Below are 16,016 nucleotides of genomic sequence, written 5' to 3'. Positions count from 1 at the left end.
GAGCAGGCCACGCCAAGCTCCCTCACGTCGCCCGGTGGACAACCCCCGGGCAGATGCCGCCGAGCAGGGAAAGAGGGTGCTGGCCGTGCTGGATGTCGCTGTCGTCGGGGGAGGTCCCGGAGGGCTGTTCCTCGCCAGGCTGCTGAAGCTGCGGGGCACCGCCCGGCAGGTCACCGTCCACGAGCGCAACGCCCCGGACGCCACGTTCGGATTCGGGGTCGTCTTCTCGGACCGTACGATGTCCGCCTTCGAGCGGGCCGACCCCGCCACCCACCGCCGGATCGTCGAGGCCAGCGTCGCCTGGACCGACATGGAACTGCGGTACGGGGGACGGTCGTTGCGCTACGGCGGGTACGGATTCACCGCCATCGCCCGCAAGACGCTGCTCGCCATCCTCCAGGAGCAGGCCGCCGAAGCCGGGGCCGAGCTCCACTTCGAGGACCGGGCCGACGCCCTGGAGCTGACCTCCGCACACGACGTGGTGGTGGCGGCCGACGGGGTCAACTCGGCCACCCGCAACGCCCTTTCGGACCGCTTCGGCACGCTGGCCCGGCCCGGCGCCGGCAAGTACGTCTGGTTCGGCACCCGCGCCCCCTTCGAGGTGGTGACCTTCCCGTTCGTGCAGACCGCGTTCGGCGCGTTCGCCGCGCACGCCTATCCGTACGGTGAGGGACTGCACACCTTCATCGTCGAGACCGACGAGACCACTTGGCGGGCGGCCGGACTCGAAACCTCCACCGAGCGCTCCGCCGCCCCCGGGGTCAGCGACACCTATGCCCAGGAGCTCATGGAGCAGGTCTTCGCCGAACAGCTCCAGGGTCACCCGCTCCTGGTGAACAACAGCAAGTGGGCCAACTTCCTGCATGTGAGCAACCGCTCCTGGTCGTACCGCAATCTCGTCCTTCTGGGGGACGCGGCGCACACCGCGCACTTCTCTGTGGGCTCGGGCACCAAGATGGCGATGGAGGACGCCATAGGGCTCGCCGCCGAACTGGCGACCAGAGGCGCGGAAGAGCCCGTCGAGGGCGCGCTCCACCGCTACGAGGCGCGGCGCCGCCCGGAGACCGAACGCACCCAGCGCTGGGCGCTGCCCAGCATGCGCTGGTGGGAGACGTTCGGCTCACGCATGGACCGCGACCCTGACCGCTTCGGATTCCACTTCCTGACCAGGACCAGCGCGATCGGCCTGGCGGGCCTGCGCCGCCGCCACCCCGAACGCATCGCCGCCGCCGAGGAGGCCTACGCCCACGACGCGCCGCGCACCGCGGCACCAGGCCCCGGCGGGCACGCGCTCAGCGCGCCGCTGCGGCTCGGCGGCGCACTGCTGCGCAACCGGCTCGTCACCGTCGCCGCGGACCGCGCCGAGCGCCAGATCCGCGCCTGCGAGGCGTACTCGGTGGCCGGCGGCTCCCTGGTGCTCGCCGACTGGCGGCGCCCGGTCGGCGCCGGTGAGAGCGACGCCTGGCGCGCCGCCCTGGAGCGGGTCTCCTTCGACGGCACCGTGCTCGGGGTGGTCCTGCGCGCCCTCGACACGGCTGCGGCCGACCGGGCCGAGGCCGTCGGCTTCCCCGTCGTCGAGGTGGTCCTCGACGACCTCGGCCACCACAGCGAGGCCGAGGCCGTCGAACACGGCCTCCTGGAACGGAAGTTCCTCGGCTCGCTGCCCGCCGGCGCCGCGCTGATCGCGGGACTCGGCTGCCCCGAGACCGGGGCGTACGAGAACGATTCCCTGGTCGAGCGGGCCCTCGGAGCAGCCGAGGCGGGCGCCTGCGCGCTGCATCTGCGGGCGCCCGGCACCGGCCTCGCGCACGCCCTGGAGCACGCCGACCGGATCCGTACCGCCACAGGCCTGCCCGTGGTGCTCGCGTGCGGCGACGGCTGGGCGCTTCAGACGCCCGCCGACCGGGCCGAAGGCCGGCACGCCCTGCTGCACACCGCCCTGGTCGCCGGCCGGATCGACGCGGTCTCCGGCTGGCCGCTCGCCGGCCCCGGCCGCTGACCCGGGCCCTTCGACTTTCTGTCTTCCACCCGCACGGCACATCCCTCGTCCACCGCAAAAAGCTGCCCCCATGGAGGAGCACGTGAACACCCTGATCGAAGGTCCCCGCGACATCCGGTCCGGTTCCGAGCCGATCGCCGTCATCGGCATGGGCTGCCGATTCGCCGGCGGAGTGGATTCACCCGAGTCGTTCTGGAAGCTGCTCACCGCAGGCACGGACGCGATCACCGAGGTGCCGCCGGAGCGCTGGGCCGCCTACGAGGCCGCATCGCCGCAGAACGCCGCGGCCCTGCGCCGCACCACCCGCAACGGCGGGTTCCTCGACGACATCGAGGGGTTCGACGCGGAGTTCTTCGGGATCACTCCGCGCGAGGCCGAACTCATGGACCCGCAGCAGCGGATCGTCCTCGAAGTGTCCTGGGAGGCCCTTGAGCACGCGGGCATCGCCCCGCAGTCCCTGGCCGGCACCGACGCCGGGGTGTTCATCGGCGTCGGCTCCGACGACTACGGCAGACGGATGCTGGAGGACCTGCCACGCATCGAGGCCTGGACCGGGATCGGCGCCGCGTTCTGCGCCGTGGCCAACCGCGTCTCGTACACGCTCGACCTGCGCGGCTCCAGCCTCGCCGTCGACACCGCGTGCTCGGCCTCCCTGGTCGCCTTCCACCTCGCCGTCCAGGCGCTGCGCGACGGCGAGGTCCCGGTCGCGCTCGCCGGCGGCGTCAACATCATGGCGGGCCCCGGCCTGACCATGGTCCTGGACGCCGCGGGCGCCGTCTCGCCGGACGGCCGCAGCAAGTCCTTCGACGCGGCCGCCGACGGCTACGGACGCGGCGAGGGCGCCGGTGTCGTGGTGCTCAAGCGGCTCGCCGACGCCCGCCGCGACGGCGACCGCGTGCTCGCCGTCATCAAGGGCACCGCCGTCAACCAGGACGGCCGCACCAACGGCATCATGGCGCCGAGCTCCGAGGCCCAGGCCCACCTCCTGCGCCAGGCCTACCGCAGCGCCGGAGTGGACCCGCTCACCGTCGACTACATCGAGGCGCACGGCACCGGCACCCGGGCAGGCGACCCCATCGAGACGACCGCCATGGCCGAGGTCTTCGGCGCCGGACGCCCCGCCGACCGGCCCGTCCTGATCGGCTCGGTGAAGCCCAACATCGGCCACCTGGAGGCCGGGGCCGGCGTCGCGGGCCTGATCAAGGCCGTACTCGCCCTGCACCACGCGCACATCCCGCCACAGGCCAACTTCCACACGCCCAACCCGGCCATCGACTGGGAGGCGTCCCGCCTCAAGGTCGTCGCCGAGCCGACGCCCTGGCCGGTGACGGGCCGCCCGCGCCGCGCCGGTGTCTCCGGCTACGGCTACGGCGGCACCATCGGCCACATCGTCCTGGAGCAGGGGCCCGATGACTGCGCTGTTGAGGGCGCTGACCTTGCCGGGGCCACGGCCGCCGAGGACGGCGTACGGCTGTTCCCGCTGTCCGGCGCGACCGAGGCCGGCACCCGCGCCCAAGCGGCCGCCCTCGCCGACTGGCTGGACGCCGAAGGCGGCGAGACCCCGCTCGACGACATCGCCCGCACCCTCGCCGTGCACCGCGGCCACGCCGCGAGCCGGGCCGTGGCCGCCGCGTCCGATGTGGCCCAACTCTCCACCCGGCTGCGGGCGTTCGCCGCCGAGGAGAGCGAGGACGGCATCGAGACGGGCACCGCCTTGTCCGCCGCCGCCCGCGGAGCCGTCTGGGTGTTCTCCGGACACGGCTCGCAGTGGGCCGGAATGGGCCGCGAACTCCTCTCCGAACAGGGTGAGTTCGCGAAGGTCCTCGACGAGATCGACCCCGTCTTCCTGGACGAGATCGGCTTCTCGCCGCGTCAGGTGCTGCTCGACGGCGACCTGGGTGACGTCGACAAGATCCAGCCGATGATCTTCGCCATGCAGGTCGGTCTCGCCGCCGTCTGGCGCGAGCGCGGCCTGGAGCCCGCCGCCGTCATCGGCCACTCCGTGGGCGAGATAGCCGCCGCCGTCGTCTCCGGCATCCTCTCGCTCGCCGACGGCGCCCGCCTCATCTGCCGCCGCTCCGCGCTGCTCAGCCGGGTCGCGGGCAAGGGCGCCATGATCATGGTCGCGCTCCCCTTCGACGAGGTCGCCCACCGCCTGAACGGCCGCACCGACGTGACCGCGGCGATCTCCGCCTCGCCCGGCTCGACCGTCGTCGCCGGTGACACCGACGCCATCGAGGACCTCGCCGCGGCCTGGGAGGCCGAGCCGCTCGTCGTGCGCCGCGTCGCCTCCGACGTCGCCTTCCACAGCCCCCACATGGACCCGCTGCTCGCCGAACTGGCAGCCGCCGCCGACGACTTGACGATCGGCGCGCCCTCGCTGCCCGTCTACAGCACGATGCTCGCCGACCCGCGCGGCGACACCCCGCGCGACGGCGCCTACTGGGCCGGGAACCTGCGCAACCCGGTCCGCTTCACCCAGGCCGTCACCGCCGCCGTCGAGGACGGCTTCCGCGCCTTCGTCGAGATATCCGGCCACCCCGTCGTCGCCCACTCCATCGGCGAGATCCTGGACGGCCTCGGCACCGAGGACGCCGTCGTCGCGCACAGCCTGCGCCGCAACAAGCCCGAGCGGGACATCCTGCTCGCCAACGTCGCGGCCCTGCACTGCCACGGCGTGCCCCTCGACTGGAACGCGGCCACCCCGGGCCGCTTCGCCGATCTGCCGCACACCGTCTGGCAGCACCGGCGGTACTGGTATGAGTCGGTGGGCTCCGCCGGCGGCGGCACCCAGCACGACGTCGACAGCCACACCCTGCTCGGCGGCCAGACCGCCGTCAACGGCAGCACCCCCGCCCGCCTGTGGCAGACCTACCTCGACGAGTCGTGCCGCCCCTACCCGGGCGACCACCCCGTCCAGGGCGTCGAGATCATCCCGGCCACGGTGCTGCTCAACACCTTCTTCACGGCCGCGGCCGACGGAGGCGAGCGCCCCGGCCTCGCCGACATCACCCTCAAGGTGCCGGTCGCCGTCTCGACGCCGCGCGAACTCCAGGTCGTCCACCAGGAGGGCACCGTCCGCCTCGCCTCGCGGATCATCGGCGACGGCACGGCCGACGACACCGACGCGTCCTGGCTGACCCACACCACCGCCGTCGTCTCGCCCGGCACCGCCGTCGGCCAACGCACCCTGGACGCCGACCAGTTGCGTACCACCTGTGCCGAAGTGCTCGACAACAGGTTCACCATCGACCGGCTCGCCGGCATCGGGGTCGCCGCCATGGGCTTCCCGTGGGAGGTCAAGGAGATGCGGCGCGCCGAGGGCGAGATCTTCGCCGTCGTCGCGGCCCAGCCGGACGGCGAACTGCCCGGCTCCTGGGGCTCGGTCCTGGACGCGGCGCTCTCCATCGCCTCCGTCGTCTTCCCGGGCGAACCGATCCTGCGGATGCCCGCGCACATCCGTGAGGCCGTCGTCTCGGGCGACTGCCCAGCCGAGGTGCTGCTGCACGTCGCGACCGTCGAGGGCGCGGCGGCCGTGGACACCGTCGACGTCTCCATCGCCGCCACCGACGGCCGCCTCCTGGCCCGCCTCACCGGCCTGCGCTACGGCGTCCTGGACGGCGACCCCGGCGCCACCGCCAGCCCCCGGCGCCTGGTCAGCGAGGTGGCCTGGCGGGCGCTCGAACTGCCCGCCGAACCCGCCCGCGAGCGCGCCGCGGTCACCGCCGCCGTGATCGTCGGCGACCGCAAGACCGGGCTGCGCATCGGCGAGGCGCTGTCCGCCACCGGCCTGCCCTGGACGGCCATCGACACCCCGGACGACCTGACCGCGCTCGCCGAGCCGCTCACCTCCTCCACCGCCGTACTCGTGGTGCCCGAGCGGGCCGGCGCCGCCGACAGTGTCAGCGGCGCCGCCGTGGACGCCGCCTGGCTGGTCACCCGCACCGCGCAGCACCTCGCCGCGGCGGGCCCCGACGCGCACCCCGGCCTGTGGTGCGTCACCCGGGGCGTGCGCGAGTCGCTGGCCACCGAGTCCCTGGGCGACGCCCCGCTGTGGGGCCTGGGCCGGGTCATCGGCGGCGAGCACCCCGAACTGTGGGGCGGCACCGTCGACCTGGCCGACGAAACCGACCCGGAGACCCTGGCCGCCCTCGTCGACGTCGTACGCGCCCAGCCCGGCGAGGACCTCGTCTCGGTGCGCGGCGCCGCGATCGAGACCGCCCGCCTGGTGGCCATCGAGCGCGAGCCGGTCCGGGCCGCCCTGGAATGCCGGCCCGACGGCACGTACCTGATCACCGGCGGGCTCGGGGTGCTCGGCCTGGAGGTCGCCACCTGGCTCGCCGGGCGCGGCGCCCGGCGTCTCGTCCTCGTCGGCCGACGCGGCCTGCCGCCGCGGTCCGCCTGGGACGAGATGACCGACACGACCACCCGCCGCCAGATCGAGGCGGTCCGCGCCCTGGAGGGGCTCGGCGTCAGCGTCCGCGTGGTGTCCGTGGACATCACCGACGCCGAGGCCGTCGCCGCGGCCCTCTCGCCGCAGGCGCTCGACCTGCCGCCGATCCGCGGTGTCGTGCACGCCGCCGGTGTCCTCGACAACCGGATGGCCGTCAACGTCGACGAGGACTCGCTCGCCCAGGTCATGGGGCCCAAGGTGGCCGGAGCGATGGTCCTGCACGAGCTGTTCGCCCCCGGCAGCCTGGACTTCTTCACCCTGTTCTCGTCCTGCGGCCTGCTCCTCGGCCTGCCGGGCCAGGCCAGTTACGCCTCCGGCAACGCCTTCCTGGACGCGCTCGCCGCCCACCGTGCGGCCCTGGGCGACGACAGCACCGTCAGCTACGCCTGGACCTCGTGGCGGGGCCTGGGCATGTCGACCTCCTCGGACCTCATCGACGCCGAACTCGCCGCCCGCGGCACCGCCGACATCTCCGCCGCCGAGGCGTTCCGCAGCTGGGAGTTCGCCTCCCGCTACGACGCCCCGTACTACGCGGTGCTCCGCACCATCGAACTGGAGCCGTCCGCGGTCCGCCCGGCGCTGCTCGACGAACTGGCCGTGGAGGTCGCCGAGTCCGGCGCCGACCAGGGCGAGGCCGCCTGGGCGACGCTCGCCCCCGAGGAACTGCACGCCCACCTGGTGGACGCGGTGCGCGGCCTGGTCGCGGCCGAGATGAAGTGGGCGCCCGACTCCTTCGACGTGCGGCGCCCGCTCATGGAGATGGGCCTCGACTCGGTGATGACCCTCGTCATCCGGCGCCGCCTGGAGAAGCTCTTCCGGCTCGCCCTGCCGGCCACGCTCCTGTGGGACCGGCCCACCGTGACCGCCATCGCCGACTTCCTCGCCGAGAAGCTCGCCGCCTGAGACCGCGGCCCGGCCCCGTCCGCAAGAGGTCGGGGCCGGGCCGCCCCCCTGCACGGATCCACCCGATCGAGCGAAGGAGGAACAGATGAAGCGCGCCGGGACCGTCCCGTGGCCCGAGCACGAGGCCGAGCGCTACACCGCGGCCGGATACTGGCGCGGCCGCCCGCTGGGCGACTGGATGTGGACCTGGAGCGAGAGCTACGGATCCCGTACGGCACTGGTGGACGGCGCGACCAGGATCAGCTACCGCGAACTGGCCGCCCACGCCGACGCGTTGGCGGAGCGGCTCGCCTCGCTTGGCCTCGGTGACGGGGACAACCTGCTCGTCCAGCTTCCCAACCGCTGGGAGTTCGTGGCCCTGTTCCTGGCCTGCCAGCGCATCGGCGTGGCGCCGGTCCTGGCGCTCATGCCGCACCGGGAGCACGAGCTGGAGTACCTCGCGGAACTCGCCGACGTCGCGGCGATCGCCGTCCCCGACACCTGCCGCGACTTCGACCACCAGACGCTCGCCGCCAAGATCGCCGGTACCCGGCCGCGGCCGGTCCCCGTCCTGGTCGTCGGCGACCACGTCGAGCCGGGCCACGTCGACCTGCGAGGCGCCCTGCGCGTCGAAGGCGACGTGGCGGAACGCCGGCGCCGGCTCGACGAACGGGCCCCGGACGCGGGGGAGGTGGCGTTGTTCCTGCTCTCGGGCGGCACCACCGGACTTCCCAAGATCATCGCCCGGACGCACAACGACTACGCGTACAACTTCCGGCGCAGCGGCGAGGTCTGCGGCTTCACCGCCGAAACCACCTATCTGGCGGCGCTTCCCCTCGCGCACAACTTCCCGCTCGGCTGCCCGGGCGTGCTCGGCACCCTCGCGGTGGGCGGCCGCGCCGTCCTGTCGCCCTCGCCGCACCCCAGGACCGCCTTCGCCGAGATCGCCCGCGAGCGGGTCACCGTCACCTCGGTGGTGCCCGCCGTCGCCCACCGCTGGCTGGAACACGCGGCGGACACCGCGTACGACCTGAGCAGCCTGGAACTGCTCCAGGTCGGCGGCTCCGTCCTGCCCGCCGAGCTGGCCCGCGACCTCGGTCCGGGCCTGGGCTGCACCCTCCAGCAGGTGTACGGAATGGCCGAGGGCCTGCTCAACTACACGCGGCCGGACGATCCCCCGCAGGTGCTGCGCGAGACCCAGGGCCGGCCGATCAGTGAGGCGGACGAGATCCTCGTGGCGGACGCCGAGGGCCGCGCGGTGCCGGACGGCGCCACCGGCGAACTGCTCACCCGGGGCCCGTACACGCCCCGCGGCTACTACCGCGCCCCGCAGCACAACCAGCGGGCCTTCACCGCCGACGGCTGGTACCGCACGGGCGATCTCGTACGGTGGCACCCCAGCGGCAACCTCGTCGTCGAAGGACGGCTCAAGGACCTGGTCAACCGCGGCGGCGAGAAGGTCTCCATCGACGAGGTGGAGGACCTGGTGCGGGCGGTGCCCGGCGTCGCGGACGCGGCGGCCCTGGCCCTGCCCGACCCGGCGCTCGGCGAACGCGTCGGCGTGTGCGTGATCCCCGGGGGCGGGCCGAGGCCCACGCTGGAAACCATCCACGCCTTCTTCGCGGCACGCGGCGTAGCGGCCTTCAAAACCCCCGAACTCCTCCATCTGGTCGAGGAGTTCCCGCTGACCCCGGTCGGCAAGGTGGACCGCCGCACACTGCGCGAACGGGTCCTGGCGCTCACCCGGGCGAGCGTGCCGGCCCAGCCGAAGGCTCAGCCGGAGACCCGGCCGAGCGCGACCCCCACTCCGGCCTGACCATCAACTCGCCAATACAGCCGACGAGTTGAACACGATCCCTCAAAACTTCTCCCCGCTCCACGCTCCACAGCGAAAGGAACAAGCCATGTCGCAGATACCGGCGGCCGGTGCGCCGCTCGACACCGGATCGCTGCGCCTCAAGGGCGTCGACCACCTCGCGCACGTCACCTGGAAGCCCGAGGAGACCCTGCACTTCTACCGAGACGTGCTCGGCCTGCCGCTGGTCCACGCCATCACCGCGACCGGCTGGGTCACCGAGGACTTCCCCGACTTCGTGCACTTCTTCTTCGCCCTCGGCAAGGGCAACCACCTGGCCTTCTTCTACTACTTCGGGCTGCCCGAGGAGGAGGACCCGGGCGACCTCATGCACCGCTCGCGCCACCTGGCGCTGCACGTCGACACCGAGGAGGAGCTGACCGCCTGGCGTGTCCGCCTGAAGGAGCACGGCGTACGGGTCACCCCGCCGCTCGCCCATGAGCTCCTGGAATCCCTGTACTTCGACGACCCGAACGGAATCCAGCTGGAGATCACCCGCCCGCTGCGTGCCTTCGCCGAAGTCGACGCACGCGACGCCGAGTTGACGCTCCGCGCGCTCAGCGACATCGCGAAGGGCGAGCGCCCCACCGTCGAGGACATGTGGCGCCGCAAGGGCGAACTCGCCCGCGACCACGCCGAGCGGGCCGCCGGCGCGGCCAAGGAGAAGGTGAGCATCCGATGACGACGCTGTACGTGCTGGACATCCCCGAGTTCGACGACCTGGTACGCGTCGCCCGCGACACCGGGTACGGCATCCGCTCCGCGGGCGACTACGTCGAGGTGACCGCGGACGGGCCCCTGGTGCTCGCCCGGGATGCGGTCGGCGCCCGCCCCGCGATCTGGTTCGCCGCGCTGACCGGCGGCTACAGCGGCCGGCTCGTACACCTCGACGAGGACGAACTCCGCCTGGACGAGGGCTGAGACCGCCCCGGTGCGGCAGGCGTCGCCGCACCGGGGCGGGGGCTACAGCGCCGGGCTGCCAAGCAGTTCGCGCGCGGTGTCCAGGAACGGGCGGAGCCCCGGCGAGCCGGGGCCCTGCGCGCGCCAGGAGACCTGCACCTCCGTCTCCCGGCGGGCGTTGGTCCACGGCACCGTCTCCAGGGCGCCCCGCGCCAGGTCCGCCGCCACCGCGATCCCCGGAAGCAGCGCGCAGCCCATCCCCTCGGCGACGCAGCTGCGCAGCGCCCCGATGCTGGTCAGCTCGGCCACCACGTTCGGCCGGGGCCCGCGCACGGAGCCCAGCGTCTCGTCGTACATCCGGCGGTAGCTGCAACCGGGCTCGGTCACCAGGAAGTCCACACCGGCGAGGTCGGCCGTGCTCACTTCCTTCATCTTGGTCAGCGGATGTCCGGGTGGCGCCACCACGACGACGCTCTCGGGAGCCAGCGCCATGCTCTCGAACTCCGGCTCCGTGGGCGGCGGCCCGAACGTGAAGCACAGATCCAGGGTTCCCTCGCGCACCCCGCCGCGGGACTCCGACCGGTTGCCCGGACGAAGGACGACCCGGACCTTCGGATGGGTTTCCCGGAACCGGGTCAGCAGAGAAGGCAGCCGGTAGACGCAGAGTGTCTCCGGTGCGCCGACGGTGAGTTCGCCGGCCGGGTCCGCCATTCCGGACACCGCGGCCCTCGCCTCCTCGGCGAGCTGGAGCATGCGCTCGGCGTACTCGACCAGGCGGTTGCCCGCGTCGGTGAGCCGTATCCGGCGGCCGGAACGGTCGAAGAGCGCCACCCCCAGATCCGCTTCGAGTGACTGGATCTGTTCGGTGACACTTGACTGGGCGTAATTCAGTCGCTCGGCCGCCCGTGTGATATTGAGGGTTTCGGCAACGGTGCGGAACGTGTTCAACTGACGGAGCTGCATCTCTCGGCCTCCCCCGGTCCATCGGCGCTTCCGATGGTGCAATCGGAATTTCCCGTTTCTCTTTCGCCCGGGCTCCCGCCAGGCTGTAACAGCCGCAGGTTCTCGACCCCGGCCGCCTCGAATTCGCTTTTTCGCATCAGTGATTCCGCATCAGTAATTGAGAAGGGAACAACTATGTCCTCGCAGTCATCGACGGTGACGGCCGCACAAGGAGGGAGCACTACGGCGGGCGTCAAGCCCGAGGCCGGGGTCCGGCGCAAGGGGCTTCTGCTTCTGGGCCTTTCGCTCGGCTACTTCATGGTGCTGCTCGACACCAGCGTCGTGAACGTGGCACTGCCCGCCATCCGCGATGATATCGGCGGCGGCCTTTCCGGGCTCCAGTGGGTGGTCAACGGATACACCCTCACCTTCGCCGCACTGCTGCTCACGATGGGCGCGCTGTCCGACCGCTTCGGCGCCCGCAAGGTGTTCCTCACCGGCACCTGGGCCTTCCTGATCGCCTCCGGACTCACCGCCGCCGCACCGAACCTGGGCGTCCTCATCGGCATGCGCGGTGTCCTCGGCATCGCGGGAGCCGCCCTGCTTCCGGCCTCGATGGCCGTCATCGCGACCGCCTACACCGACCCGGCGCAGCGGGCCCGCGCCCTCGGATCCTGGGCGGCCATCACCGGTGTCGCGCTCGCCGCGGGCCCGGTCGTCGGCGGCGTCCTCACGGACACGCTGGGATGGCGCTTCATCTTCGTCATCAACGTGCCCGTCGCCCTGCTCAGCGTGCTCATCACCCGCGCCTTCGCACCGCAGGTGCCCCGCAACCCGGACCGCGCCATCGACCTGCCGGGCCAGCTGCTCGCCGTACTCGCCCTGGCGGGCCTGACGTTCGGCGTCATCCAGAGCGAGCCCGAGGGCTGGACGTCCGCGCCGGTGCTCATCGCGCTGGCCGTGGGTGTCGCCGCCGCGATCGGCTTCATCATGGTGGAGCGCCGCGAGCCCGGTGTGCGCGGCCCGATGCTGCCGCTCCAGCTCTTCCGCAAGGCCACCTTCTCGGTCGGCCTGCTCAACGGCCTCCTCGTCAACTTCGGCCTCTCCGGCGTCCTGTTCGTCATGTCGCTCCACTTCCAGCAGGGCCTCGGCTACACCGCCATGGCCGCCGGCCTCGCCTTCCTGCCGCTGACCCTGCCCACCGCGTTCAACCCGATCTACACCGGGCGTCTGGTCGCCAGGAAGGGGCCGCGCATCCCGTCGATCCTCGGCTTCTCGCTGATGACGGTGGGCGCGCTCATCCAGCTGCTCTTCGTGGGTGGCGACGGCGCCGGCCGGTACGCACTGACCGCGGTCGGCCTGCTGGTCTTCGGGTTCGGTGTCTCCTTCGCCATCCCGTCCCTGGTCACCACCCTTGTCTCGTCGGTGCCCAAGGAGCAGGCGGGCATCGCGTCGGGCGCCCTCAACTCGGCCCGCCAGACCGGCGCCGTGGTCGGTGTCGCCGTACTCGGCTCCGTGCTCCAGGCATCTCCCGGCGACAGCGGCACCAAGGTCGCCCTGTCGGTCGCCGCGGCGGCCCTCGCGGTGGGCGCCCTGCTCGCCGTCGGGTACATCGGCCGGCGCACCGCCCAGTGAGCGAGCGGCGGGCGAGCCGGTTCACCGGCGCCGGACTGCCCCAGGGCAGCACCGGCGCGGGCTCCCCGCCCGTCCTGCGGGGCGATCGGCACCGCAGCGACGAGACGATCCGCAGGATGCGGGCGGTCATCCGCTCCCACGGGGTGCCCACCGTGGAGCGCGGCTGGCCGCCACCCCCGGCGGCCCGGCCGCCGACACCCGCCCAACTGGCCGCCTCCTTCAAAGAAGGCGGACGCCTGGTCCTGGCCGTCCCCGGCCGGGACAGCACACGGCGGCCGTACGGAGTGGACGGTGCGCGCCGGCGCCAGGGAGTGGACGCGGGCCAGGACGCCAAGGTCTGGCTCACCGTCCCGAGCTGCGCGGCCGACGGGCACGAGGAGGGCTGCCGCTGCGACCCGGAGCTGACGGAGGCGTTCGTACGCACCGTGCTGCCCGGCTGGCTCGTGGCCGCCGCCGACACCCGGCTGCGCACCGCGGTGCGGGCCTACCAGGAGCACTACGCGCCCGTGGACGACCTGTCCGCGGTCGGGGCGCTCACCGGGTCCTTCGCCGACGTCCTGCTCGCCGACTGCGTGGTCGGCGCCGCGACCGACGCCCTGAGCGTGGGACCCGGGACCCGGGCCCTGTCCGCCGTCTGCGGCCACCTGGTGCCACGGCTGCTGCAAGAGGGCGCGGAGGAACTGATTCCGCTGAGTGCCCGGCGCCGGGACGGCAGCCTCGTCCGGTCCGCGTACGACTTCTCGGCCGCGCGGGAGAGCGAGGCACTGATGGCGGCGGCCGGTCAGGCCGCCACCCGGCTGCCCCAGCTCCTCGCCGAGTTCCAGCCCGGATCGACGGGACGCGAACTGCGCCTGCTGGGCCGGGAGTTCCGCGACTTCTCACGTCTTCCGGACGGGCGCGACCCGGCCGGCCGAAGCCTCCGGGAGCTCATCCGGATGCTCAACCGGGAGCTGCGGGGCCTGGAACGGCGCCGTTCCTACCTCGGCCGCCCCCTGCCCGGAAGGCCCGACCCGGCGGCCCTCGCGGTCGCCGACCGGCTCGCGCTGCTCACCGCGGCGGCCTGCGCACTCGGCAGACTGAGGCTCACCGGCGAGGACACCGACCGCGCCTGGCTGCTGCTGGCTCTCACCAGGGTGCTGCGGCGCCTGGGCCACTCGACGCCGAGGCTGCCGAGGGGCCAAGTGGGGCTCGTCCTCAAGGAATTGATCGTCCGTGACCGTGAGGCACTGGCCTACGACCTGTCCCGGGAACGGATCGATCCGGAGATCGGGAGCACGGCTTGACTCAACGGCCGACACCCGCGCTATATACGGCGCGGGGCCCGGACGACCTGGAAGCGGCAAGGATCAGGAAGGAGTTGGAGGAGAGCCGGTGCATCGTCGTAGCGGGCCGGACCGAGGACTGGTGGCCGCGCGAGGCCAGGCCCGACGCCGAGGACATCCGGGTGCTGCTCGGTGCGGACCGCGCCCGGGCCGACCGGCAGCCCACACCGGAGCGGCGCATCCGCTTCATCGTGTCCCGGCTGATGCTCAGAGCCGCCGCCGGCGCCCTGCTCGGCGCCGACCCCGCCCTCTTCGAGGTCGCCTACACGGTGACGGGGCGCCCTTATTTAAGAGGCTGTGACGAGCTGGACATCAGTGTCGGCGACTGTGAGGGACTGGTCGCCGTGGGCCTGATGGACGGTGGCCGGGTCGGTGTGGACGTGGCGCCGCTGCAACCGCCGCCCCTGCGGTTGCCGTCCGTGGAACACCTGCTCACCCGGCACGAGCTGGACCGCCTGCGCGCGGTCCGGCCGTCCGCGCGCCACCCGCTGCTGCTCCGCTTCCTGACCCTGAAGAATTCCTATGCCAAGGCGATGGGAAGCGGGCGGAGGATTCCGTACGCCGATTTCGGATTGGCGACGGACCGCGATGGATGCCACCTCATGGGGAAGGATGGGCGCTTTTACGTGCCCGGCCTCGGGGCGGCCTCCAACAATTTCGGTTCCACTCATCTGATTTCCGCGACAGGCGTTGCCAAATCTGGGTAGCCTGCACTCGTCCGTGCAGGTCGGATGCGGGTGGGGACCCCAGACATCAACCGATCAGTACGTTCGGAAAAATTGACGAGACAGAGCAATCAATAGCTCAGGGGGAGTTGTCTTGGATATCGGAGTTCTCGGTGACGTCCAGATAATGGACGGAGAACTGGGCTGGGGACCGACGGCGCCGAAGCAGCAGCAACTGCTCGCCACCCTGGCCCTCGCCGTCGGCCACGTGGTGACCATGTCGAGTCTGATCGACGAGCTCTGGTTCGGGGTGGTGCCCCCGCGCAGCGCGGTGACCGCGGTCCAGACGTACGTCATGAACCTGCGTGCGTTGATGACCTCGCGGTCCTCGCACGGGCGGCTCGACCCGAAGGACGTACTGATCACTTCGCGCGGCGGCTACCGGCTCGACCTGGGCACCGGCACGGTGGACGCCGACCTCTTCGAGCAGGCCGTCGACGAGGGCTGCCAGTCGCTCAGCGAGGGCGACAACACCGAGGCGGCCCAGGCCTTCCAGCGCGGTCTCGCCCTGTGGCGCGGCTCGGCCCCACTGGACGGCGTCCCGCTCGGCCCGCGCCTCTCCCTCGAAGTCTCCCGCCTGGAAGAGCTCCGGCTCACCGCGCTGGAGGGCCGCATCGAGGCTGACATCCGCATCGGCCGACACCGCCAAGTCCTCGGCGAACTCCGCTACTTAACGGAGAACCACCCCCTGCACGAGGGATTCCACGCCCAGTTGATGCTCGTCCTGCACCGAACCGGCCGCCGAGGCCAGGCCCTGGAGGCCTTCGCCCGGCTGCGCGCCGCCCTGCGCCAAGAGCTCGGCATCGACCCGATGCCCGAACTGCGGGATCTGCAAAGGGAGATCCTGCACGGCGCGAGCGAGAAGCGCTGGGCCGCACAGGGCGCCGGCTGGGGCGGCATGGCCGTCATCGGGCAGGTGGGCTGATGAGCGTCGCCGTACGTGACCTGCGCAAAGCTCACGACCTATGCAGAGAAGCCGCACATAGAAGGGCCGCCCGCTTGGGGGCCACAAGAAGCGAGAGGGATCCGGCATGAACACACTGCAGTCGACGGCGACTCGCAATCGGGTCGCCGAGCTTCTTGCCCTGCGGGAGGAGGCCCGTCGTGGGCCGAGTGAGCTTGCGACCGAGGCGCAGCACGCGAAGGGCAAGCTGACGGCGCGTGAGCGCATCGATCTGCTGCTGGATGCCGATTCGTTTCATGAGGTTGAGCAGTTGCGTCGGCATCGTGCGGTGGGTTTCGGGCTGGAGGCGAAGAAGCCGTACACCGATGGTGTGGTCACCGGGTGGGGGACGGTGGAGGG

11 protein-coding genes are annotated in these 16,016 nt (G+C 72.4%); 10 read left to right on the top strand and 1 reads right to left on the bottom strand.

Going from position 1 to position 16,016, the window contains the following annotated elements; genetic code table 11:
- Positions 1-85: 85 nt before the first annotated feature.
- The 5 genes from ACWC2B_RS28365 to ACWC2B_RS28345 all read left to right on the top strand — a co-directional run bounded on the left by ACWC2B_RS28365 (position 86) and on the right by ACWC2B_RS28345 (position 10,110).
- Positions 86-1,999: an FAD-dependent monooxygenase gene (locus tag ACWC2B_RS28365; protein ID WP_450721442.1), complete on the top strand. Its 1,914-nt coding sequence runs from the start codon at positions 86-88 to the stop codon at positions 1,997-1,999.
- A gap of 70 nt (positions 2,000-2,069) precedes the next feature.
- Positions 2,070-7,355 (top strand): type I polyketide synthase, encoded by a 5,286-nt coding sequence (locus ACWC2B_RS28360; RefSeq protein ID WP_450721440.1) that lies wholly within the window; start codon positions 2,070-2,072, stop codon positions 7,353-7,355.
- Positions 7,356-7,440: 85 nt separating this feature from the next.
- Positions 7,441-9,150, top strand: a complete 1,710-nt coding sequence (locus tag ACWC2B_RS28355) for a (2,3-dihydroxybenzoyl)adenylate synthase (RefSeq protein ID WP_450721438.1) — start codon at positions 7,441-7,443, stop codon at positions 9,148-9,150.
- Between the two features lie 88 nt (positions 9,151-9,238).
- Positions 9,239-9,871 carry a VOC family protein gene (locus ACWC2B_RS28350; RefSeq protein ID WP_450721436.1) on the top strand — a complete coding sequence of 211 codons (633 nt, stop codon included), beginning with the start codon at positions 9,239-9,241 and terminating at the stop codon, positions 9,869-9,871.
- A complete protein-coding gene (locus tag ACWC2B_RS28345; protein WP_450721434.1) occupies positions 9,868-10,110 on the top strand; it encodes a hypothetical protein in 243 nt (80 codons plus the stop codon). The genes ACWC2B_RS28350 and ACWC2B_RS28345 overlap by 4 nt, the downstream gene beginning before the upstream one ends.
- A 42-nt stretch (positions 10,111-10,152) precedes the next feature.
- On the opposite strand, the gene ACWC2B_RS28340 is transcribed toward ACWC2B_RS28345, so the two are convergent.
- On the bottom strand, positions 10,153-11,052 hold the full coding sequence (locus tag ACWC2B_RS28340; RefSeq protein ID WP_450721432.1) for a LysR family transcriptional regulator: 900 nt from the start codon (positions 11,050-11,052) through the stop codon (positions 10,153-10,155).
- Positions 11,053-11,226: 174 nt separating this feature from the next.
- On the opposite strand from ACWC2B_RS28340, the gene ACWC2B_RS28335 reads away from it, so the two are divergent.
- From ACWC2B_RS28335 to ACWC2B_RS28315, 5 genes are all read left to right on the top strand, one after another.
- Positions 11,227-12,666, top strand: a complete 1,440-nt coding sequence (locus tag ACWC2B_RS28335; RefSeq protein WP_450721430.1) for an MFS transporter — start codon at positions 11,227-11,229, stop codon at positions 12,664-12,666.
- Positions 12,663-13,949, top strand: a complete 1,287-nt coding sequence (locus tag ACWC2B_RS28330; protein ID WP_450721428.1) for a hypothetical protein — start codon at positions 12,663-12,665, stop codon at positions 13,947-13,949. The genes ACWC2B_RS28335 and ACWC2B_RS28330 overlap by 4 nt, the downstream gene beginning before the upstream one ends.
- Positions 13,946-14,695 carry a 4'-phosphopantetheinyl transferase family protein gene (locus ACWC2B_RS28325; protein ID WP_450721426.1) on the top strand — a complete coding sequence of 250 codons (750 nt, stop codon included), beginning with the start codon at positions 13,946-13,948 and terminating at the stop codon, positions 14,693-14,695. Before ACWC2B_RS28330 ends, ACWC2B_RS28325 begins: the two co-directional genes overlap by 4 nt.
- Before the next feature lie 112 nt (positions 14,696-14,807).
- The gene (locus ACWC2B_RS28320) at positions 14,808-15,638 is read left to right on the top strand and encodes an AfsR/SARP family transcriptional regulator (RefSeq protein ID WP_450721424.1); all 831 of its coding nucleotides are present in this window, start codon (positions 14,808-14,810) and stop codon (positions 15,636-15,638) included.
- 106 nt (positions 15,639-15,744) lie between these two features.
- Positions 15,745-16,016: carboxyl transferase domain-containing protein (locus ACWC2B_RS28315; RefSeq protein ID WP_450721422.1), on the top strand; the 272-nt coding region annotated here is incomplete at its 3' end.

Source organism: Streptomyces sp. NPDC001415 (assembly GCF_053597395.1).
The sequence above is the reverse complement of the archived record's forward strand: the minus strand, read 5'-3'. Positions and strand labels throughout refer to the sequence as shown.